The sequence below is a fragment of the Spirillospora sp. NPDC049652 genome (genome assembly GCF_040675125.1).
Lineage (GTDB): Bacteria > Actinomycetota > Actinomycetes > Streptosporangiales > Streptosporangiaceae > Spirillospora.
This window is the reverse complement of record NZ_JBFAOF010000084.1, coordinates 1-14,664: the sequence shown is the minus strand read 5'-3', so window position 1 is coordinate 14,664 and position 14,664 is coordinate 1. Positions and strand designations below refer to the sequence as shown.

13 protein-coding genes and 2 tRNA genes are annotated in these 14,664 nt (G+C 71.7%); 10 read left to right on the top strand and 5 right to left on the bottom strand.

The window, feature by feature from the left end; genetic code table 11:
- The 8 genes from AB0J52_RS08835 to AB0J52_RS08800 form a co-directional block, all read left to right on the top strand.
- On the top strand, nucleotides 1–442 hold a 442-nt coding region (locus AB0J52_RS08835), incomplete at its 5' end, for a hypothetical protein (protein WP_500180987.1).
- Nucleotides 439–2,658 (top strand): P-loop NTPase family protein, encoded by a 2,220-nt coding sequence (locus tag AB0J52_RS08830; protein WP_500180986.1) that lies wholly within the window; start codon nucleotides 439–441, stop codon nucleotides 2,656–2,658. The genes AB0J52_RS08835 and AB0J52_RS08830, both read left to right, overlap by 4 nt.
- A 206-nt stretch (nucleotides 2,659–2,864) precedes the next feature.
- Nucleotides 2,865–3,077: a hypothetical protein gene (locus AB0J52_RS08825; protein ID WP_500180985.1), complete on the top strand. Its 213-nt coding sequence runs from the start codon at nucleotides 2,865–2,867 to the stop codon at nucleotides 3,075–3,077.
- A 144-nt stretch (nucleotides 3,078–3,221) separates the two neighbouring features.
- Nucleotides 3,222–3,968 carry a class I SAM-dependent methyltransferase gene (locus AB0J52_RS08820; protein WP_500180984.1) on the top strand — a complete coding sequence of 249 codons (747 nt, stop codon included), beginning with the start codon at nucleotides 3,222–3,224 and terminating at the stop codon, nucleotides 3,966–3,968.
- Nucleotides 3,965–4,900 carry a bifunctional DNA primase/polymerase gene (locus AB0J52_RS08815; RefSeq protein WP_500180983.1) on the top strand — a complete coding sequence of 312 codons (936 nt, stop codon included), beginning with the start codon at nucleotides 3,965–3,967 and terminating at the stop codon, nucleotides 4,898–4,900. Before AB0J52_RS08820 ends, AB0J52_RS08815 begins: the two co-directional genes overlap by 4 nt.
- The gene (locus tag AB0J52_RS08810) at nucleotides 4,897–6,036 is read left to right on the top strand and encodes a DUF3631 domain-containing protein (RefSeq protein ID WP_500180982.1); all 1,140 of its coding nucleotides are present in this window, start codon (nucleotides 4,897–4,899) and stop codon (nucleotides 6,034–6,036) included. Before AB0J52_RS08815 ends, AB0J52_RS08810 begins: the two co-directional genes overlap by 4 nt.
- Before the next feature lie 286 nt (nucleotides 6,037–6,322).
- Nucleotides 6,323–6,514, top strand: coding sequence for a helix-turn-helix transcriptional regulator (locus AB0J52_RS08805; protein ID WP_500180988.1), 192 nt, complete (start codon nucleotides 6,323–6,325; stop codon nucleotides 6,512–6,514).
- Nucleotides 6,514–7,917: a tyrosine-type recombinase/integrase gene (locus tag AB0J52_RS08800; RefSeq protein ID WP_500180981.1), complete on the top strand. Its 1,404-nt coding sequence runs from the start codon at nucleotides 6,514–6,516 to the stop codon at nucleotides 7,915–7,917. Before AB0J52_RS08805 ends, AB0J52_RS08800 begins: the two co-directional genes overlap by 1 nt.
- Nucleotides 7,918–8,043: 126 nt before the next feature.
- Here AB0J52_RS08800 and AB0J52_RS08795 read toward each other — a convergent pair.
- The 5 genes from AB0J52_RS08795 to AB0J52_RS08775 all read right to left on the bottom strand — a co-directional run bounded on the left by AB0J52_RS08795 (nucleotide 8,044) and on the right by AB0J52_RS08775 (nucleotide 10,946).
- Nucleotides 8,044–8,117: transfer RNA gene (locus AB0J52_RS08795), tRNA-Phe, on the bottom strand.
- Nucleotides 8,118–8,141: 24 nt separating this feature from the next.
- Nucleotides 8,142–8,216, bottom strand: a tRNA-Asp gene (locus AB0J52_RS08790).
- A 218-nt stretch (nucleotides 8,217–8,434) separates the two neighbouring features.
- Entirely contained in the window at nucleotides 8,435–9,196 is a 762-nt protein-coding gene (locus AB0J52_RS08785) for an ABC transporter permease (RefSeq protein ID WP_500180980.1), read from the bottom strand.
- A complete protein-coding gene (locus AB0J52_RS08780; RefSeq protein WP_500180978.1) occupies nucleotides 9,193–9,978 on the bottom strand; it encodes an ABC transporter permease in 786 nt (261 codons plus the stop codon). Before AB0J52_RS08780 ends, AB0J52_RS08785 begins: the two co-directional genes overlap by 4 nt.
- Nucleotides 9,975–10,946 carry an ABC transporter substrate-binding protein gene (locus tag AB0J52_RS08775; RefSeq protein ID WP_500180977.1) on the bottom strand — a complete coding sequence of 324 codons (972 nt, stop codon included), beginning with the start codon at nucleotides 10,944–10,946 and terminating at the stop codon, nucleotides 9,975–9,977. The genes AB0J52_RS08780 and AB0J52_RS08775 overlap by 4 nt, the downstream gene beginning before the upstream one ends.
- 426 nt (nucleotides 10,947–11,372) lie before the next feature.
- Here AB0J52_RS08775 and AB0J52_RS08770 point away from each other — a divergent pair, with 426 nt between their 5' ends.
- Together AB0J52_RS08770 and AB0J52_RS08765 are read left to right on the top strand one after the other, a co-directional pair.
- A complete protein-coding gene (locus tag AB0J52_RS08770) occupies nucleotides 11,373–12,785 on the top strand; it encodes an amino acid permease (protein WP_500180976.1) in 1,413 nt (470 codons plus the stop codon).
- Nucleotides 12,786–13,042: 257 nt separating this feature from the next.
- Nucleotides 13,043–14,664 (top strand): adenylate/guanylate cyclase domain-containing protein (locus tag AB0J52_RS08765; RefSeq protein ID WP_500180975.1); only part of this gene is annotated, 1,622 nt, incomplete at its 3' end.

Below are 14,664 nucleotides of genomic sequence, written 5' to 3'. Positions count from 1 at the left end.
CCCGTTTCCCACGGGAGTCGAGGCCACCGCGACCGCCGTGGCGGGAGACCCCGGCGACGCCGAGTCCGCCGCCAGTCTCGCCGAGGTGTCCGCCCGGACGCTGCCCGCGCTGACCGCCACCCGTTCCGACACGACGCCGGACAGTGCGCCGGTCGCGGTGCCCGGTGGAGTGTCCGCCGCCGTGTCCGCCACCCGACCCGCCGCCGTGACCGCCAGGACCCGCCCCGCCAAGTCCGCCACCAGAACGGCCACCAAGACCGGCGGAAAGTCCGACCGGCTGACCGCCCGGGCCCGCAAGCTGCTGGCCGACCACCCCGACATGACCGGCGCCGAACTGGGCCGCCGTCTCAAGGTCAGCGAGCGCACCGGAAGCCGCCTGCGTAACCGCCTGACCGCCGCCGACACCACCGAGCACGCCAAGCAGGAAGGTGCCACCTCATGACCACCGCCGGGCACGCCATGGGTGAGGTGATCCACCTCCCCGTCTCCTCCACCGACGCCACCGACTCCGCCGAGACCGCCACCTCCATTCGCCCGCCCGGCGACACCGCCGGCGCCCCGCCGGCCCTGCCGTCCGCGCCCGCCGACACCGCTGACGACGACGCGCTTGAGGGGCGCGTGCTGGTGGACGGCCCCGACACCGGCCGGCCGGACGTGCGGGCCCGCCGGATGGACGCCGAGCGCGCCCAGCGTCGCCCGATCGTGGCGACCTGGCTGCGCAACCGCGACGAGGCCGAGGCCACCATCCGGTGGGCGGTCGGCTACGCCGGTCACGTCACCGGCTACCACGCCGCCCGCGTCCCGCTCTACTCGCTGCGGCTGGCGCTGCGCTCCCCGCGCGGCCTGGGCCGCATCGTGTCCGGCACCGCGCGGTGGACGTTCGACCTGGACGCCCGGCCGCTGCGCACCCACGTGGTGGACCGCAAGGACCATGACGCCTACCTCAAGCTCATGGGCGAGCGCAACGACCGTGTCCGCGCCCGCCTGCTGGTCACCGGCGCCGGAACGGTCGGGATCGGTCTGGCCGCCGCGTCGGTGGTGGCCGCCGGTGGGCTGATGCAGACGGTGGCGACGGCCGTGGTGGTGGCGGTGCTGGGCTGGATCGGCACCCCCAAGGACAAGCGCGTCCTGGACACCGCCGTGGTCTCGACCAAGGCGCCCAAGCTGACCAGCGAGATCGTGGTGCGCGCCCTGTCGTCGCTGGGCATCGCCGAGATCAACAAGGCCGTTGGCAAGGGAGGCGGCGGGATCACCTTCCCCGCCCCCATCACCCGCGACGGCCCCGGCTGGCGCGCCGAGGTGGACCTGCCCTACGGGGTGACGGCCACCGACATCATGGAGCGCCGTGACCGGCTGGCGTCGGGGCTGCGTCGCCCGATGGGGTGCGTGTGGCCCGAGCCCGCTCACCACCAGCACGCCGGCCGCCTGGTGTTGTGGGTGGGAGACCAGGACATGAACCAGGTCAAGCCGCCCGCTTGGCCGCTGGCCAAGACCGGCGCGACCGCCGACCTGTTCAAGCCCGTCCCGTTCGGCACCGACCAGCGCGGACGCGTGGTGACGGTCACCCTGATGTACGGCAACAAGCTCATCGGGGCGATGCCGGGCGCGGGCAAGACCTTCGCCATCAAGCCGACCCTGCTGGCCGCCGGCCTGGACCCCACGGCCGAGTGCCGGGTGTTCGAGCTGAAGGGGACCGGTGACCTGGACTTCGCCGAGAAGTTCGCCCACCACTACGGGTCCGGCCCCGATGACGCCACCATCGGCGCGTGTCTGGAGTCGCTGCGCGAGGTCTACGCCGACCTGGAGAAGCGCGCCAAGACCCTGGCCCGCCTGCCCAAGGACGTGCGGCCGGAGAACAAGGTCACCCCCCAGCTCGCCGCCAAAAAGTCGCTCGGGCTGCACCCGCTGGTGTTCGTGGTGGACGAATGCCAGGAACTGTTCTCCCACGACGACCACGGCAGTGAGGCCGGAGCGCTGGCCACCGCCATCATCAAGCGCGGTCGCGCGCTCGGCGTGATCCTGGTCCTGGCAACGCAGCGCCCCGACAAGGACAGCCTGCCCACCGGGATCAGCGCCAACGTCGGCACCCGGTTCTGCCTGCGCGTCATGGGCCAGCTTGAGAACGACATGATCCTGGGCACCTCGATGTACAAGAACGGCATCCGCGCGACCACCTTCACCAAGCAGGACCGCGGCATCGGGTACCTGGCCGGTGAGAGCGACGAACCGCAGATCTGCCGGGGCTACTACATCGACGGACCGGCCGCCGACCGCATCGCCGAACGCGCCCGCGCCGCCCGCAAGCTCGCCGGCACGCTCACCGGCTACGCCGCCGGTGAGGACACCACCCCCGCCGCCGACGACGGCGCCACCCTGCTGGACGACCTGACCGCCGTGTTCGCCCCCGGGGAGGACAAAGCCCACTCCCAGGTGCTCGTAGACCGGCTCGCCGAGCTGCGCCCGTCCACCTACGGCGCCTGGGCCGACCTGGACCCCACCGGCAAGGCCAAGCAGCTCGCCACCGCCCTCAAGCCGCACGGCGTCACCACCCCACAGGTTTGGGGACAGGACGAAACCGGACGCGGCCGGAACCTCAAGGGCGTCCACCTCGCCCACGTCCGCGCCGCCCTCGACACCACCCCGCACGCCACCGAATAGACCCGGCATCGCCTCTAGGTCTAGAGGCACCCACTTCTAGACCTAGAGGCACCTCTAGACACCCGTCCTCGCTCTGACCAGTGATCTAGCGCCTAGACCCCCACCAGCGCGAACACCCGGAAACGGCCTAGGAGGCCCCTTTGCTGCCCCTACTCGCCGCCTCTAGCAGCACCGGCCCTCACCTCGGAACCTGGCTCCTGCTGGCTGTGCTCGCCGCCGTCGGCTACCTGACCCACTGCGTGATCTGGCCGTATCGGGCGTGCCGTAAATGCGACGGCGCAGGCCGGTTCCGCTCCCCGTCCGGCAAGGCGTGGCGGTACTGCCACCGCTGCGCCGGACGCGGCGCCCAACTCCGCACCGGCCGCCGCATCTGGACCCACATCAAGGACACCCACGCCCACAACCGCAAGAACCGCTGACGTCCACCGGGGCCGCAAAACGCGAACGGGCGGTCCGGCGCACAAGCCACCAAGCACGCCGCCGGACCGCCCTACCCCCAACCGATCACGGCCCCCAACGGAAGCCCGAAGACCCCCACGGAGACCAAAGGAGGTCCCCCCATCATGACGCACAACCGCCCGCACTTCTCGCCCCGTGGGCCGGCCGTGTCCGGCCCCCTGTCCGGGATGCGCATCCGGGACGTGTGTTGCTGCATCGGCGGCGCCACGCGCGGCTACCAGGCGCTGGGCGCCCACGTCACCGGCGTGGACATCGTCGCCTGGCCCGACTACTGCGGTGACGACTTCGTACAGGCCGACGCGGTCGCCTACATCACCGAGCACGGCCACCGCTTCGACTTCGTCCACGCCTCCCCGCCCTGCCAGGGCGAGAGCGCCCCGACCAAGGGCACCAACGCCGCACGCAACGCGGCCATCGGGCGCACCCACCCCCGCCTGATCGGATCCGTCCGCGCCGCTCTGGGGACCACCGGCCGCCCCTACATTATCGAGAACGTCGCCGGCAGCACCGTCCGCAAGGATCTCCGCCTGTGCGGAGAAATGTTCGGGCTCGGCGTCATCATGCACCGCTACTTCGAGACCGGCGGCGGCTTCACCGCGCCCAACCCCGCACACCCGCGCCACCGTGGCCGGGTACGCGGGTGGCGGCACGGCGCCTACTACGACGGCCCGTACGTCGCCGCCTACGGCAACGGCGGCGGCAAGGCCACCGTGGACGAGATGCGCGCCGCTAAGGGCATCGACTGGACCCGCGACCACCTCGGCCTGCGTGAGGCCCTGCCCCCGACCTACACGACCTGGATCGGCACCGCGCTCGCCACCGCCCTGACCACGCCGAGGGCCGCCGCATGACCGCCGCCACCAAACCCACCACGCATCCCGGCGCCGCCGCGCTCGCGTGCGCCCGCCGAGGCTGGCACGTGTTCCCCCTCACCCCCGGCGACAAGCGGCCCGCGCGTGGCTTCACCGACTGGGAGGCCAACGCCACCACCGACCCGGCCCGCATTCGCGCGTTCTGGGCGCGCGGCCGGTTCAACGTGGGGATCGCGTGCGGCCCGTCCGGACTGGTGGTCATCGACCTTGACCAGCCCAAGCCCGGCCAGATTCCGCCAGCCGAATGGGCACGGCCCGGCATCGGCGACGGCGCCGACGTGCTGGCCGCGCTCTACGAACGCGAGGGCCAGCCGTTCCCGTTCGACACCTTCACCGTCACCACCCGCCGCGGGGGGATGCACCTGTACTTCACCGCCCCGTCCGACGTGCGGCTGACCAACACGGTCGGCGGCTCGCCGAGGTCGTTGGGCTGGTGTATTGACACCCGCGCCCACGGCGGCTACGTGGTGGCGCCCGGCTCGCTGGTGGACCTGCCGGACGGCGCCGGCCCCTACACCGTCGTCCACAACGCGCCGCCCGCCCCGTTGCCCGACTGGATCACCCAACGCCTCACCCCACCCCCCATGGAGTGCCAGCCCGCCGCCGACGTGGCCGCACCCACCGCCTACATCGCCACCGCACTCCAACAGGAGGCACAGCGTGTGCGCGTCGCGGTGATCGGCGGACGCAACCACGCCCTCAACAAGGCCGCCTACCACCTGGGCCAGCTCATCGGCACCGGCGGCCTGACCTACGACCACGCCTACAACGCCCTGCACAAGGCCGCATCCGTGCACTTCGGCCCTGCCCACCACCACGTCAGCCCCGACGAAGCCCACGCCACCATCACCTCCGGCCTGACCGCCGGAGCCCGCCGCCCCCGCGCCCTGTCCCGGAAGGAAGCGGCATGACCCTCGCACCCCAACCCGCCGGCCTGGGAGGCGCCGAGCTGCTGGACGCGCTCGTGGCCGCCCTCACCCGCTACGTCGTCCTGCCGACCCCGCCCGCCGCCGACGCGGTAGCGCTGTGGATCGCAGCCACCCACATCCAACCCGCCTGGGCGCACGCCCCCCGCCTGGTCATCCGCGCCCCCGAAAAGCGGTGCGGCAAGAGCAGGCTTTTGGACGTGATCGAAGCGACCTGTCACGAGCCGTTCATCACCGTCAACTCCAGCAGTGCCGCCGTCTACCGGTCGATCAACGATGACCCGCCCACCATGCTGGTGGACGAGGCCGACACCATCTTCGGCCCCAAAGCCGACGGCAACGAGGACCTGCGCGGCCTGCTGAACGCGGGCCACCAGCGCAACCGGCCCGCCAAGCGCTACGACGCCAACACCGGCCGCGTCGAGTCCATCCCGACCTTCGCCATGGCCGCACTCGCCGGCATCGGCGCCATGCCCGACACCATCGAAGACCGCGCCGTCATCATCCGGATGCGTCGCCGGGGTCCCGGCGAATCCGTCGCGCCCTTCCGGCACAAGCGCGACCGCGAACCGCTGCGACGCCTGGCCGCCGAGGTCGCCCGGTGGCTGCGCGACGACATGGCGCAGTTGGAGCGCGCCGAGCCGGATATGCCCGTGGAGGACCGTGCCGCCGACACCTGGGAACCCCTGGTCATCGTCGCCGACCACGCCGGACGGCACTGGCCGGACCGCGCCCGCGCCGCCGTGGTCGCCCTCACCGCCGACACCGACACCGCAGACCAAATGTCGGCCCGGCTGCGGCTGCTCACTGACTGCCGCACCGCCTTCGGCCACGACCCTGCCCTGCCGACCGCCAGCCTGCTGGAACGCCTCAAGGCCGACCCCGAAGCCCCTTGGGCCACGTACGGGCACACCGGACTGAGCGCCATGAAGCTGGGTGCCCTGCTGCGCGAATACGAGATCCGGTCCAGCACCGTCCGGTTCCCCACCGGGCAGGCCAAGGGCTACCTGCGTGCCGACTTCATCGACGCCTGGGGCCGCTACTGCACCCCCGACGACACCCCCGAACACCCGACCCCGGCCACCGTCACCGCCCTGCCCCTGACCGCTGGGGGCGGGTAGCCGTACCAGCCGTACCAGCCTCATAACCCCAGGTCAGCCCTGGTACGGCTCGCACCCCTGGTACGGCTCAAGCCGTACCAACACCCGCTCCAAACCGGCCATGGTACGGCTCAAGCCGTACCACCCGACCAAGCCGTACCAGGGCTGACCTGCAAAAACGAGGCTGGTACGGCTGGTACGGCTTACCCCCTCAAGCCCGTACACCGACCGGTGCCCAAGCCACCAAACGCGCGCCGCCTGTCCGCCCGCCCACCGATCACCCAACGGACGCGAGGTGTCCACCGTGATGAAGACCGAACGGCCCGAAAGGCTCACGCTCGCCGAGGTGTGCGCCGAGATCAGGATCTCCCGGTCCACCTTCTACGAATGGCGCGCCAAGGGACGCGCGCCCAAGTGCTCCAAGCTGCCCAACGGAGACCTGCGGGTCAACCGCACCGACCTTGACGCCTGGTGGGCGTCCTGCGGAGAGGCCGCCTGATGACGAACACCACCTATGACGTGCGCCTCCGCAAGATGGAGGTCTACAAAGGGAGCAGGGTCACCACGTACTGGGTGCGGTGGAAGACCGGCCCGAACGCATGGAAGGAGCCCTTCCGGCTGAAGGCGCAGGCCCTCTCCTTCGAGTCTGAGCTTCGCGTGGCTGCGCGCAATGGGGAGCCCTTCGACGTCGACACCGGCCGCCCGGTGTCGTGGGAGCGCAAGACCGGTGACCTGTCGTTCTACGACTTCTGCCTTGCCTACGTGGACATGAAGTGGAAGGACGCGAGCGGCAAGCATCGGGCGAACATCGCATGGGCGCTGGTCACCGTGATGCCCGCCATGCTCGCCACCGACAAGGGCAAGCCGACGGACCTGGCGATTCGGAGTGCGCTCCGCCGATGGGCGTTCAACACCAAGCGCCGCGCCGACTGCCCCGCGGCTGCCGCCGAGACGCTCGCGTGGGTCGCGCGCAGCACGAAGCCGGTGGGGGAGTTGGCCGACCCCACGACTGCGCGCGCCCTACTGGACACCGCCGCGACCCTGTTGGACGGCACGCGCGCCGCGCCGTCCACCATCGCCCGTAACCGCGCCATCCTGCACAACGCGGGCGAGTACGCCGTAGAGCTGGGGCTTCTGGAGAGCAACCCCGTTACCCTCGTGAAGTGGAAGGCCCCCAAGGCTGCTGGGACGGTGGACCGCCGGTCCGTGGTGAACCACAGTCAGGCCCGGCGGCTGCTGGCCGCCGTGCGCGCCCGCAAGCCGAGCGGCGAGCGCCTCGCCGTGTTCTTCGCCGTGCTCTACTACGCCGGGTTGCGCCCCGAAGAGGCCGTGAACCTGCGCAAAGACAACGTGTTCCTGCCCCCACTGGAGTGGAACGCTGAAACCGAGTCATGGGAGGCACCGGCCGACGACTGGGGTCACCTGCACTTCTGCGAGGCATCCCCCGAGGTCGGAGCGGAATGGACCGACGACGGGAACCGCAGGGAACGCCGCCGTCTCAAGGGCAGGGCAGACGGTGAGTGGCGCCGCGTTCCCACGCCGCCGCCCCTGACCAAGCTTCTGCGCCAGCACATCGCCGACCATGGGACCGGCCCCGGTGGGCGTGTCTTCTGGGGTGTCCGCGGGGGCGAGTTGGCGACCATCACCTACCGCAGGGCATGGGACGCCGCGCGGGCCGAGGTGCTCACCCCGGACGAGTACGCCTCTCCGCTCGCCCGGCGCGTCTATGACCTGCGCCACGCCTGCGTGTCCACCTGGCTCAACGGGGGAGTGCCAGCGACGCAGGTGGCTGAGTGGGCGGGACACAGCGTCGAAGTGCTGCTGAGGGTCTACGCGTCCTGCATCCAGGGACAGGACGAGGCGGCCCGCCGCCGCATCGAACAGGCGCTACGGGACGGTTGATCTTCGGCACGTATTCGGCACGGCCACCCGTGGGGAGCCGGTGACGGCCGGGCGCAACCGGACAGACGAAAACGACCCCTGACCGCGAAACCGCAGATCAGGGGTCGTTTTTCATGTTCACAGATGTGGGCAGGGGCGGGGTCGAACCGCCGACCTTCCGCTTTTCAGGCGGACGCTCGTACCGACTGAGCTACCTACCCATGACGCGCGATGCGCGCGTCTTGCGGTCCTGACGGGATTTGAACCCGCGGCCTCCACCTTGACAGGGTGGCGAGCACTCCTAGCTGCTCCACAGGACCTTGCGTGCTCCGAGTCTAGCTGGTTCGGAGGTGTTCCGTGACCGGGGCTTTTTCGGCCCTCGCTCTCGGCGACAGGCATGAGCTTACGGGATGCCCGAGGTGAGTGCCAACTCGATAAGCGGGGGCGGGATCGGGTGGGTTTGGGCGCTGGTCGGGAGGGGCAACCGGCGGTTTTGGAACCCGGCGGAACGGAGCGAGAGCGGGGGAGGCAGCCGGGGTCAGTTGTGGGGCTGCCAGGTCAGGACGCGGCGTTCGACGGCCAGGAACGCCGCGTTCAGGGTGAGGCCCAGGAGGCCGAGCAGGACGATGCAGGCCCAGACGCCGGGGAGGTCGGGGGTGCTCTGGGCCAGCATCTGCAGGTAGCCGATGCCGTTGACGCTGCCGACGAGCTCCGAGATCACCATGAGGATCAGGGCCGTGGAGAGGCTGAGGCGGAGGCCGGCGAAGATCTTGGGGGCGGCGGCCGGGAGCAGGACGCGGCGGATCCGGGCCCGGCGCGACAGGCGGAAGGCGCGGGCCGTCTCGAGTTTGACCGGGGCGATGTCCCTGGCGCCCTCGACCGAGTTGAGCAGGACGGGCCAGACGACGCCGAAGACGATCGTGGCCAGCTGCATCTCGGTGCCGATCTTGAAGGCGACCAGGAAGACCGGGACCAGGACCGGCGGCGGGACGGCGCGGAAGAAGTGGATCAGCGGCGCCAGGTGGTCGGCGACGAGGGGGGAGCGGCCGGCGAGGAGGCCGACGGTGACGCCCAGGGCGCAGGCGAGGGCCCAGCCGGTGAGGAGGCGGCCGAGGCTCGGGAGGATGTTGCCGGTCGCCTGGCCGGTCAGGAACAGGTGGGACGCGGGGCCGGAGAACCAGTCCTTGTGCATCCGGGCGAGGATCTCGGTCGGCGGCGGGAAGAACGGGTCGTGCGCGCGGCGGGTGGCGGTCTCCCAGAGGACGGCCGCGGCGGGCAGGGAGGCCAGGCGGAGGATCATCGGGCCGTCCTCCAGCGGAAGAGGCGGTGCTCCAGGGCGGCGAGGGCGCCGTTGCCGAGCAGGCCGAGGACGCCCGCCCAGAGGGCCGCGGCGAGCATCGGTTCCGTGCGGGCGGAGCTTCCGGCGGTGTTGATGAAGGTGCCGAGGCCCGCCGAGCCGCTCGCGAACAGTTCGGCGCTGACCGTGGCGATCAGGGCGATGCCGGCCGACAGCCGGACGCCGGCCGCGATGAACGGGGCCGTGGACGGGAGCGACACGCGCAGCAGGACGGCGAGCGGTCCGAAGCCGAAGGACGCCAGGGACTCGCGGGCGACCGGGTCCACCTCGCGCAGCCCGTACATCGTGTTGATCAGGACCGGCCAGCAGGACGCGTAGACCGCGATGGTCGTCTTCAGCTCCAGCGCGTCCGGGAGCAGCAGCATGGCGAGCGGGATGATCGCGACGGCCGGGATCGGGCGGAGGAACTCCAGCACCGGGCGGACGACCGCCTCCAGGCGGGGTAGCGAGCCGAGCAGGAGGCCGAGCGGGACGGCGAGCGCCACCGCCTCCGCCAGGCCGAGCAGCCAGGCGGTGACGGTGGCGCGGAGGTCGGTGCGGAAGGCGGCGTCCCCGGCGAGGCGTCCGGCCTCGGTGAGGACGGACGAGACCGGCGGCAGGACGGCGCGGTCGACCAGGCCCGTCCGGGACGCCAGTTCGGCGAGGAGGAGGAACGCGGCGACGCCCTGGACGCCGCGCCGCGTCCGGGTCAGCGCCGTCCGCCGGGAGGCCGCCGGGGCGGTCATTTCGGCGGGTCCGCGATCATCTTCCGGACGTCGGGGGCCTTCTGGAGGTAGCCGTACTGGGCCATCAGGGTGGCGACCTTCTGCAGTTTCGCGGCGTTCAGGCTGGTCGGGTAGGCGCCGAGGGAGATCTTGGCCGCGGTTCCGGCCGGGATCTGGGTGTAGGACGGGATCGCCTTGGTGACCACGCCGCGGTCGGCGGCGACCCTGGTCGCGCGGACGATGGCGCGCTGGAAGGCGGCGACCGTCTTGGGGTTCTTGTCGGCGAACTTGGCGGTGCCGCCCCAGCCGGAGATCGGGAAGTCCTCGGTCGGGCCGGTGACCAGGTCGGAGAGCAGGTGCCCGCCGTGCGCGGCCTGGATGTCGGTGACGAACGGCTCGACGGCGGCGACCGCGTCGACGGTGCCCTGCTTGAGCGCCGCGCCCATGTTCGGCAGCGGGACGGGCACGACGGTGACGTCCTTATCGCGGTCGAGCCCGGCGGACCTGAGCTGGACGGCGAGGAGCAGGTCGGTGACGCTCTTGACCGCCGGGACGGCGATCTTGCGGCCCTTCAGCCCGGCGAGGCCCTGGGCGTCCGGGTCCGCGCCGGTGAGCACCGCGAACGAGCCGTTGGAGCCCTGATAGGAGTCGGCGACCAGGCGGAAGTCGACCGCGCCCTTGTCCTGGGCGGTGAAGGTGGAGACGTAGTTCAGCAGCGCCAGGTCCAGGGAGCCGTTGAGCAGCATCGGCGTCGCGTCCGGGGACGCCTTGATCGGGCGGGTCCGGACGGTCAGCCCCTCGTCCTTGAAGTAGCCCCGCTGCTGGGCGATGGCGAGGGGCGCGGAGTCGGGGACGGGGACGACACCCACGTTCAGGACGGGTCTCTCCAGCCCCTTCGGATTGGTCGCGGTGGAGCCGGATCCGCAGGCGGAGGCGGCGAGGGCGAGGCCCGCGGCGACTGCCGCGAGCCCGAGCAGGGAGCGCTTCATGCGGGGGGTTTCCTCGTCGGGGGGAGCTACGAAGAGGCGTCAGTGTACGGAAGATCGTCTCTCCCGGACGGGGGCGGGCGAAACGTCACGCGGGGCGGCGGAAGCGTGGTGTGGCCGGGCCTGCGGAAACGCCGCGCCGGGTCCGCGGAATCCCTTTCCGGACGCTTTCGGGGGACCGCCGAAACCACCCGGGATGTCCTGGCCGAAACGGTGTTCGTGGCATTCGGGTCGGTTGCCGGGGGTGTCCGGATCGCGAATCGGGGGAGGAAGATCCACACCAGGTAACGGGCCGGTCGCGGTCGGATACCGGGTTTGGTGCATGGTGTGGCGCTTAAAGCATGTAGTTCGCTTTTGTAGCCTTCTGCACCAGCTCCCCGTGGTGGCGCACCGCTCCCATCGGTGCGTCCGGAACGAGAAAGGCGGCTCATGGCTGACTCTGCATCCACCCCCGGAGAGGGGTATCAGCGCGGGCTCGGCACCCGGCAGATCCAGATGCTCGCCATCGGCGGGACGATCGGCACCGGCCTGTTCCTCGGCGCGGGCACGAACATCGCCAAGGCCGGGCCGGGCCTGATCGTCACCTACCTGGTCGCCGGCGTCATGCTGTTCTTCGTCGTCCGGGCGCTGGGCGAGCTTCTCATGTACCGCCGCGCCGAGGGCGGCTTCGCCGGTTACGCGCGCGAGTTCCTCGGGCCGTTCTGGGGCTACGCCACCACCTGGACCTACTGGATCATCTGGGTCACCACCGGCATGGCCGAGCTGACCGCCGCCGGCAAGTACATCCAGAAGTGGTTCCCGCACTTCGCGCAGTGGAAGACGGCGCTGATCGCGCTGATCCTCCTGTTCGTGGTGAACCTGATCTCGGTGAAGCTCTTCGGCGAGCTGGAGTTCTGGTTCGCGATGATCAAGGTCGTCGCGATCGTGGCGATGATCGCGATCGGCATCGCGGTGGTCGCGTTCGGGTTCGGCGACGCGGGCGAGACCGCGGCGGTGGACAACCTCTGGTCGCACGGCGGGTTCTTCCCCGAGGGCGCGGCGCCGGTGATCATGACGTTGCAGATGGTGCTGTTCGCCTACCTGGGCGTCGAGCTGGTCGGCGTGACCGCCGCCGAGGCCAAGGACCCGGAGAAGAACATCCCGCGGGCGATCAACTCGCTGCCGATCCGGTTCGCGCTGTTCTACCTCGGCTCGCTGCTGGTCATCCTGTCGGTGGTGCCCTGGTCGGAGTTCGCCCCGGACTCCAGCCCGTTCGTGCTCGCCTTCGACAAGATCGGCATCGCGCACGGCGGCGACATCGTGAACTTCGTCGTGCTCACCTCGGCGCTGTCGTCCTGCAACGCGGGCGGGCTGTACTCCACGTCCCGGATGCTGCGCACGGCGGGCGTGAACGGCGACGGCCCGGCCCTGCTGAGCCGGCTGAACGGCCGCGGCGTCCCGGTGCTGACCGTCGTGATCTCGGCGCTGGTCATGGGCATCGGCGTGGTCGTGAACGCGGTCGCGCCGGGCAAGGCGTTCGACTACATCACCTCGGTCTCGACCGGCGGGGCGCTGCTGGTCTGGAGCGTGATCATCGTGTCGCACCTGGTCTACCGGCGGAAGGTCGCCCGCGGCGAGCTGCCCGCGTCGTCCTTCCGGATGCCGGGCGCGCCCTACACCAGCTACCTGGTGCTGGCGTTCTTCGCGTTCGTCACCGTGACGATCGCGTGGGAGGCCGACACCCGCATCGCGCTGTGGGTGATGCTCGGGTGGGCCGCGATCATGCTGGTCGGCTGGCCGTTCGTGCGCCGCTCTTCGGTGCGCTCCGCCGAGGAGCCGGAAGAGGCCCCCGCCACCGTCTGACCCCGCCACCCTCGGACCGGCCACCCTCGGGCCCGGCCACCGTCTGACCCCGCCACCCTCGGGCCCGGCCGCCGTCTGACCCGGAACGGAGGCTCCCAGCACCCGCTGGGGGCCTCCGTCGCGTTTTCGGGACTTTCGGCCAGGACCGGCCGTTACGGGGGTGCATCGCGGGTGAACGCGGGCATCGCGGGGTGAGTCGGACTGGGCCGCCGGGCGCGACGCGATCTATCGTGGACGCACCCGACGGGGGAGGACCGGTGACCGGCAGGACCGTGAAGCGCGGCCTGGCCGCGCGACTCGACCTCATCCCCATCGCGCCGCGGACGATGCTGGAGCTGCGCGTCCGCTGGGTGCTGCTGATCGTGGTGGCCACGGCGAACCTGGGCGGCGCGCTGGTGGTGCTGCTGTTCGCCACGTTCGTCATCCCGGACCCGCCGATCGACGGCATCGAGCACGTCCGGTTCGTGAACACGGTCGCGTTCTTCAGCTATCCGGTGCTCGCCGGGCCGGTCGCCATGGCCACCGGCCTGTTCCTGTGGCGCCCGGTCATCAGGCTGGCGCGCGACGGCGGCGTCCCGGACGCGGTGCAGCGGCGGGCCGTGCTGCTCGGCCCGCTCCGGCTGACGCTCCTGGTCGGGCTGCTCTGGACGGTCGGCGCGGTCGGCTGGGCCGTGCTGGACGCCGTGCTGTTCAACGCCCGGATGGCGACCAAGGTCGGGTCCACCTGCCTGCTCGGCGCGATCACCACCTGCACGCTGGTCTACCTGCTGTCGGAGCGGCTGCTGCGGCCCGCCGCCGCCCTCGCGCTGGAGAGCGCCCCTCCCACGGCCCCGCTCGCGCTGGAGGGTGCGGCGGCGGTCGCGCTCGAAGGGGCGGGGCCCGGCGCCGTCCGGTTGCCCGAGGAGACAGCGCCGCGCGAGGCGGCAACGGACGACACCGCGCGGGGTGAGGTGCGGCTGCCGGGAGTGACGACGCGGGTCATGCTCGCCTGGGCGCTCGGCACGGCCGTCCCCGTGTTCGGGCTGCTGTGCGTGGGGGTCGCCGCGCTGGTCACGCCCGGTATCCGCACCACCCAGCTGGCCCTGACGATCCTGGCGCTCGGCACGACCGCGATCGGCGTCGGGACGGGCGTGACGTTCCTGGCCGTCCGGGCGATCGCCGACCCGATCAAGGCGGTGCGGGGCGGGATGACGCGGGTCGCGCGCGGCGACCTGTCCGCCGAGGTGCAGGTGTACGACGCGAGCGAGGTCGGTCAGCTGCAGGCCGGGTTCAACGACATGGTCGCGGGGCTGCGCGAGCACGCGCGGCTGCGGGACCTGTTCGGCCGGCACGTCGGCGAGGAGGTCGCGGGCCTGGCGTTCGAGCACGACATCGAGCTCGGCGGCGAGACCCGGGACGTCGCGGTGCTGTTCGTGGACCTCACCGGCTCGACCCGGCTCGCCGAGACCCGCTCGCCGGACCAGGTCGTCGAGCTGCTCAACGCGTTCTTCGCCGTGGTGGTCCGGGTGGTCGGCGCGCACGCGGGCTGGATCAACAAGTTCGAGGGGGACGCGGCGCTGGCGATCTTCGGCGCGCCGTCCGGGCTGGACGACGCGGCCGGGGCGGCCCTCGGCGCGGCCCGCGAGCTGGGCCGGCGGCTGCGCGAGGAGGTCCCCGGGGTGGACGCGGGCATCGGCGTGTCGGCGGGCCCGGTCGTCGCCGGGTACATCGGGGCCGAGCAGCGGTTCGAGTACACCGTCATCGGCGATCCCGTGAACGAGGCCGCGCGGCTCAGCGACCTCGCCAAGAGCCACGACGAGCGGGTGCTGGCGTCCGGGACGGTCGTGGAGCGCGCGGGCGAGGCCGAGGCCGGGGAGTGGCGGTTCGGCCAGAACGTCAT

Coding starts and splice junctions, on each gene's coding strand:
- AB0J52_RS08785 (WP_500180980.1), bottom strand. CDS start 9,196: ATGATCCTCCGCCTGGCCTCCCTGCCCGCCGCGGCCGTCCTCTGGGAG.
- AB0J52_RS08800 (WP_500180981.1), top strand. CDS start 6,514: ATGACGAACACCACCTATGACGTGCGCCTCCGCAAGATGGAGGTCTAC.
- AB0J52_RS08820 (WP_500180984.1), top strand. CDS start 3,222: ATGACGCACAACCGCCCGCACTTCTCGCCCCGTGGGCCGGCCGTGTCC.
- AB0J52_RS08780 (WP_500180978.1), bottom strand. CDS start 9,978: ATGACCGCCCCGGCGGCCTCCCGGCGGACGGCGCTGACCCGGACGCGG.
- AB0J52_RS08775 (WP_500180977.1), bottom strand. CDS start 10,946: ATGAAGCGCTCCCTGCTCGGGCTCGCGGCAGTCGCCGCGGGCCTCGCC.
- AB0J52_RS08805 (WP_500180988.1), top strand. CDS start 6,323: ATGAAGACCGAACGGCCCGAAAGGCTCACGCTCGCCGAGGTGTGCGCC.
- AB0J52_RS08815 (WP_500180983.1), top strand. CDS start 3,965: ATGACCGCCGCCACCAAACCCACCACGCATCCCGGCGCCGCCGCGCTC.
- AB0J52_RS08830 (WP_500180986.1), top strand. CDS start 439: ATGACCACCGCCGGGCACGCCATGGGTGAGGTGATCCACCTCCCCGTC.
- AB0J52_RS08810 (WP_500180982.1), top strand. CDS start 4,897: ATGACCCTCGCACCCCAACCCGCCGGCCTGGGAGGCGCCGAGCTGCTG.
- AB0J52_RS08770 (WP_500180976.1), top strand. CDS start 11,373: ATGGCTGACTCTGCATCCACCCCCGGAGAGGGGTATCAGCGCGGGCTC.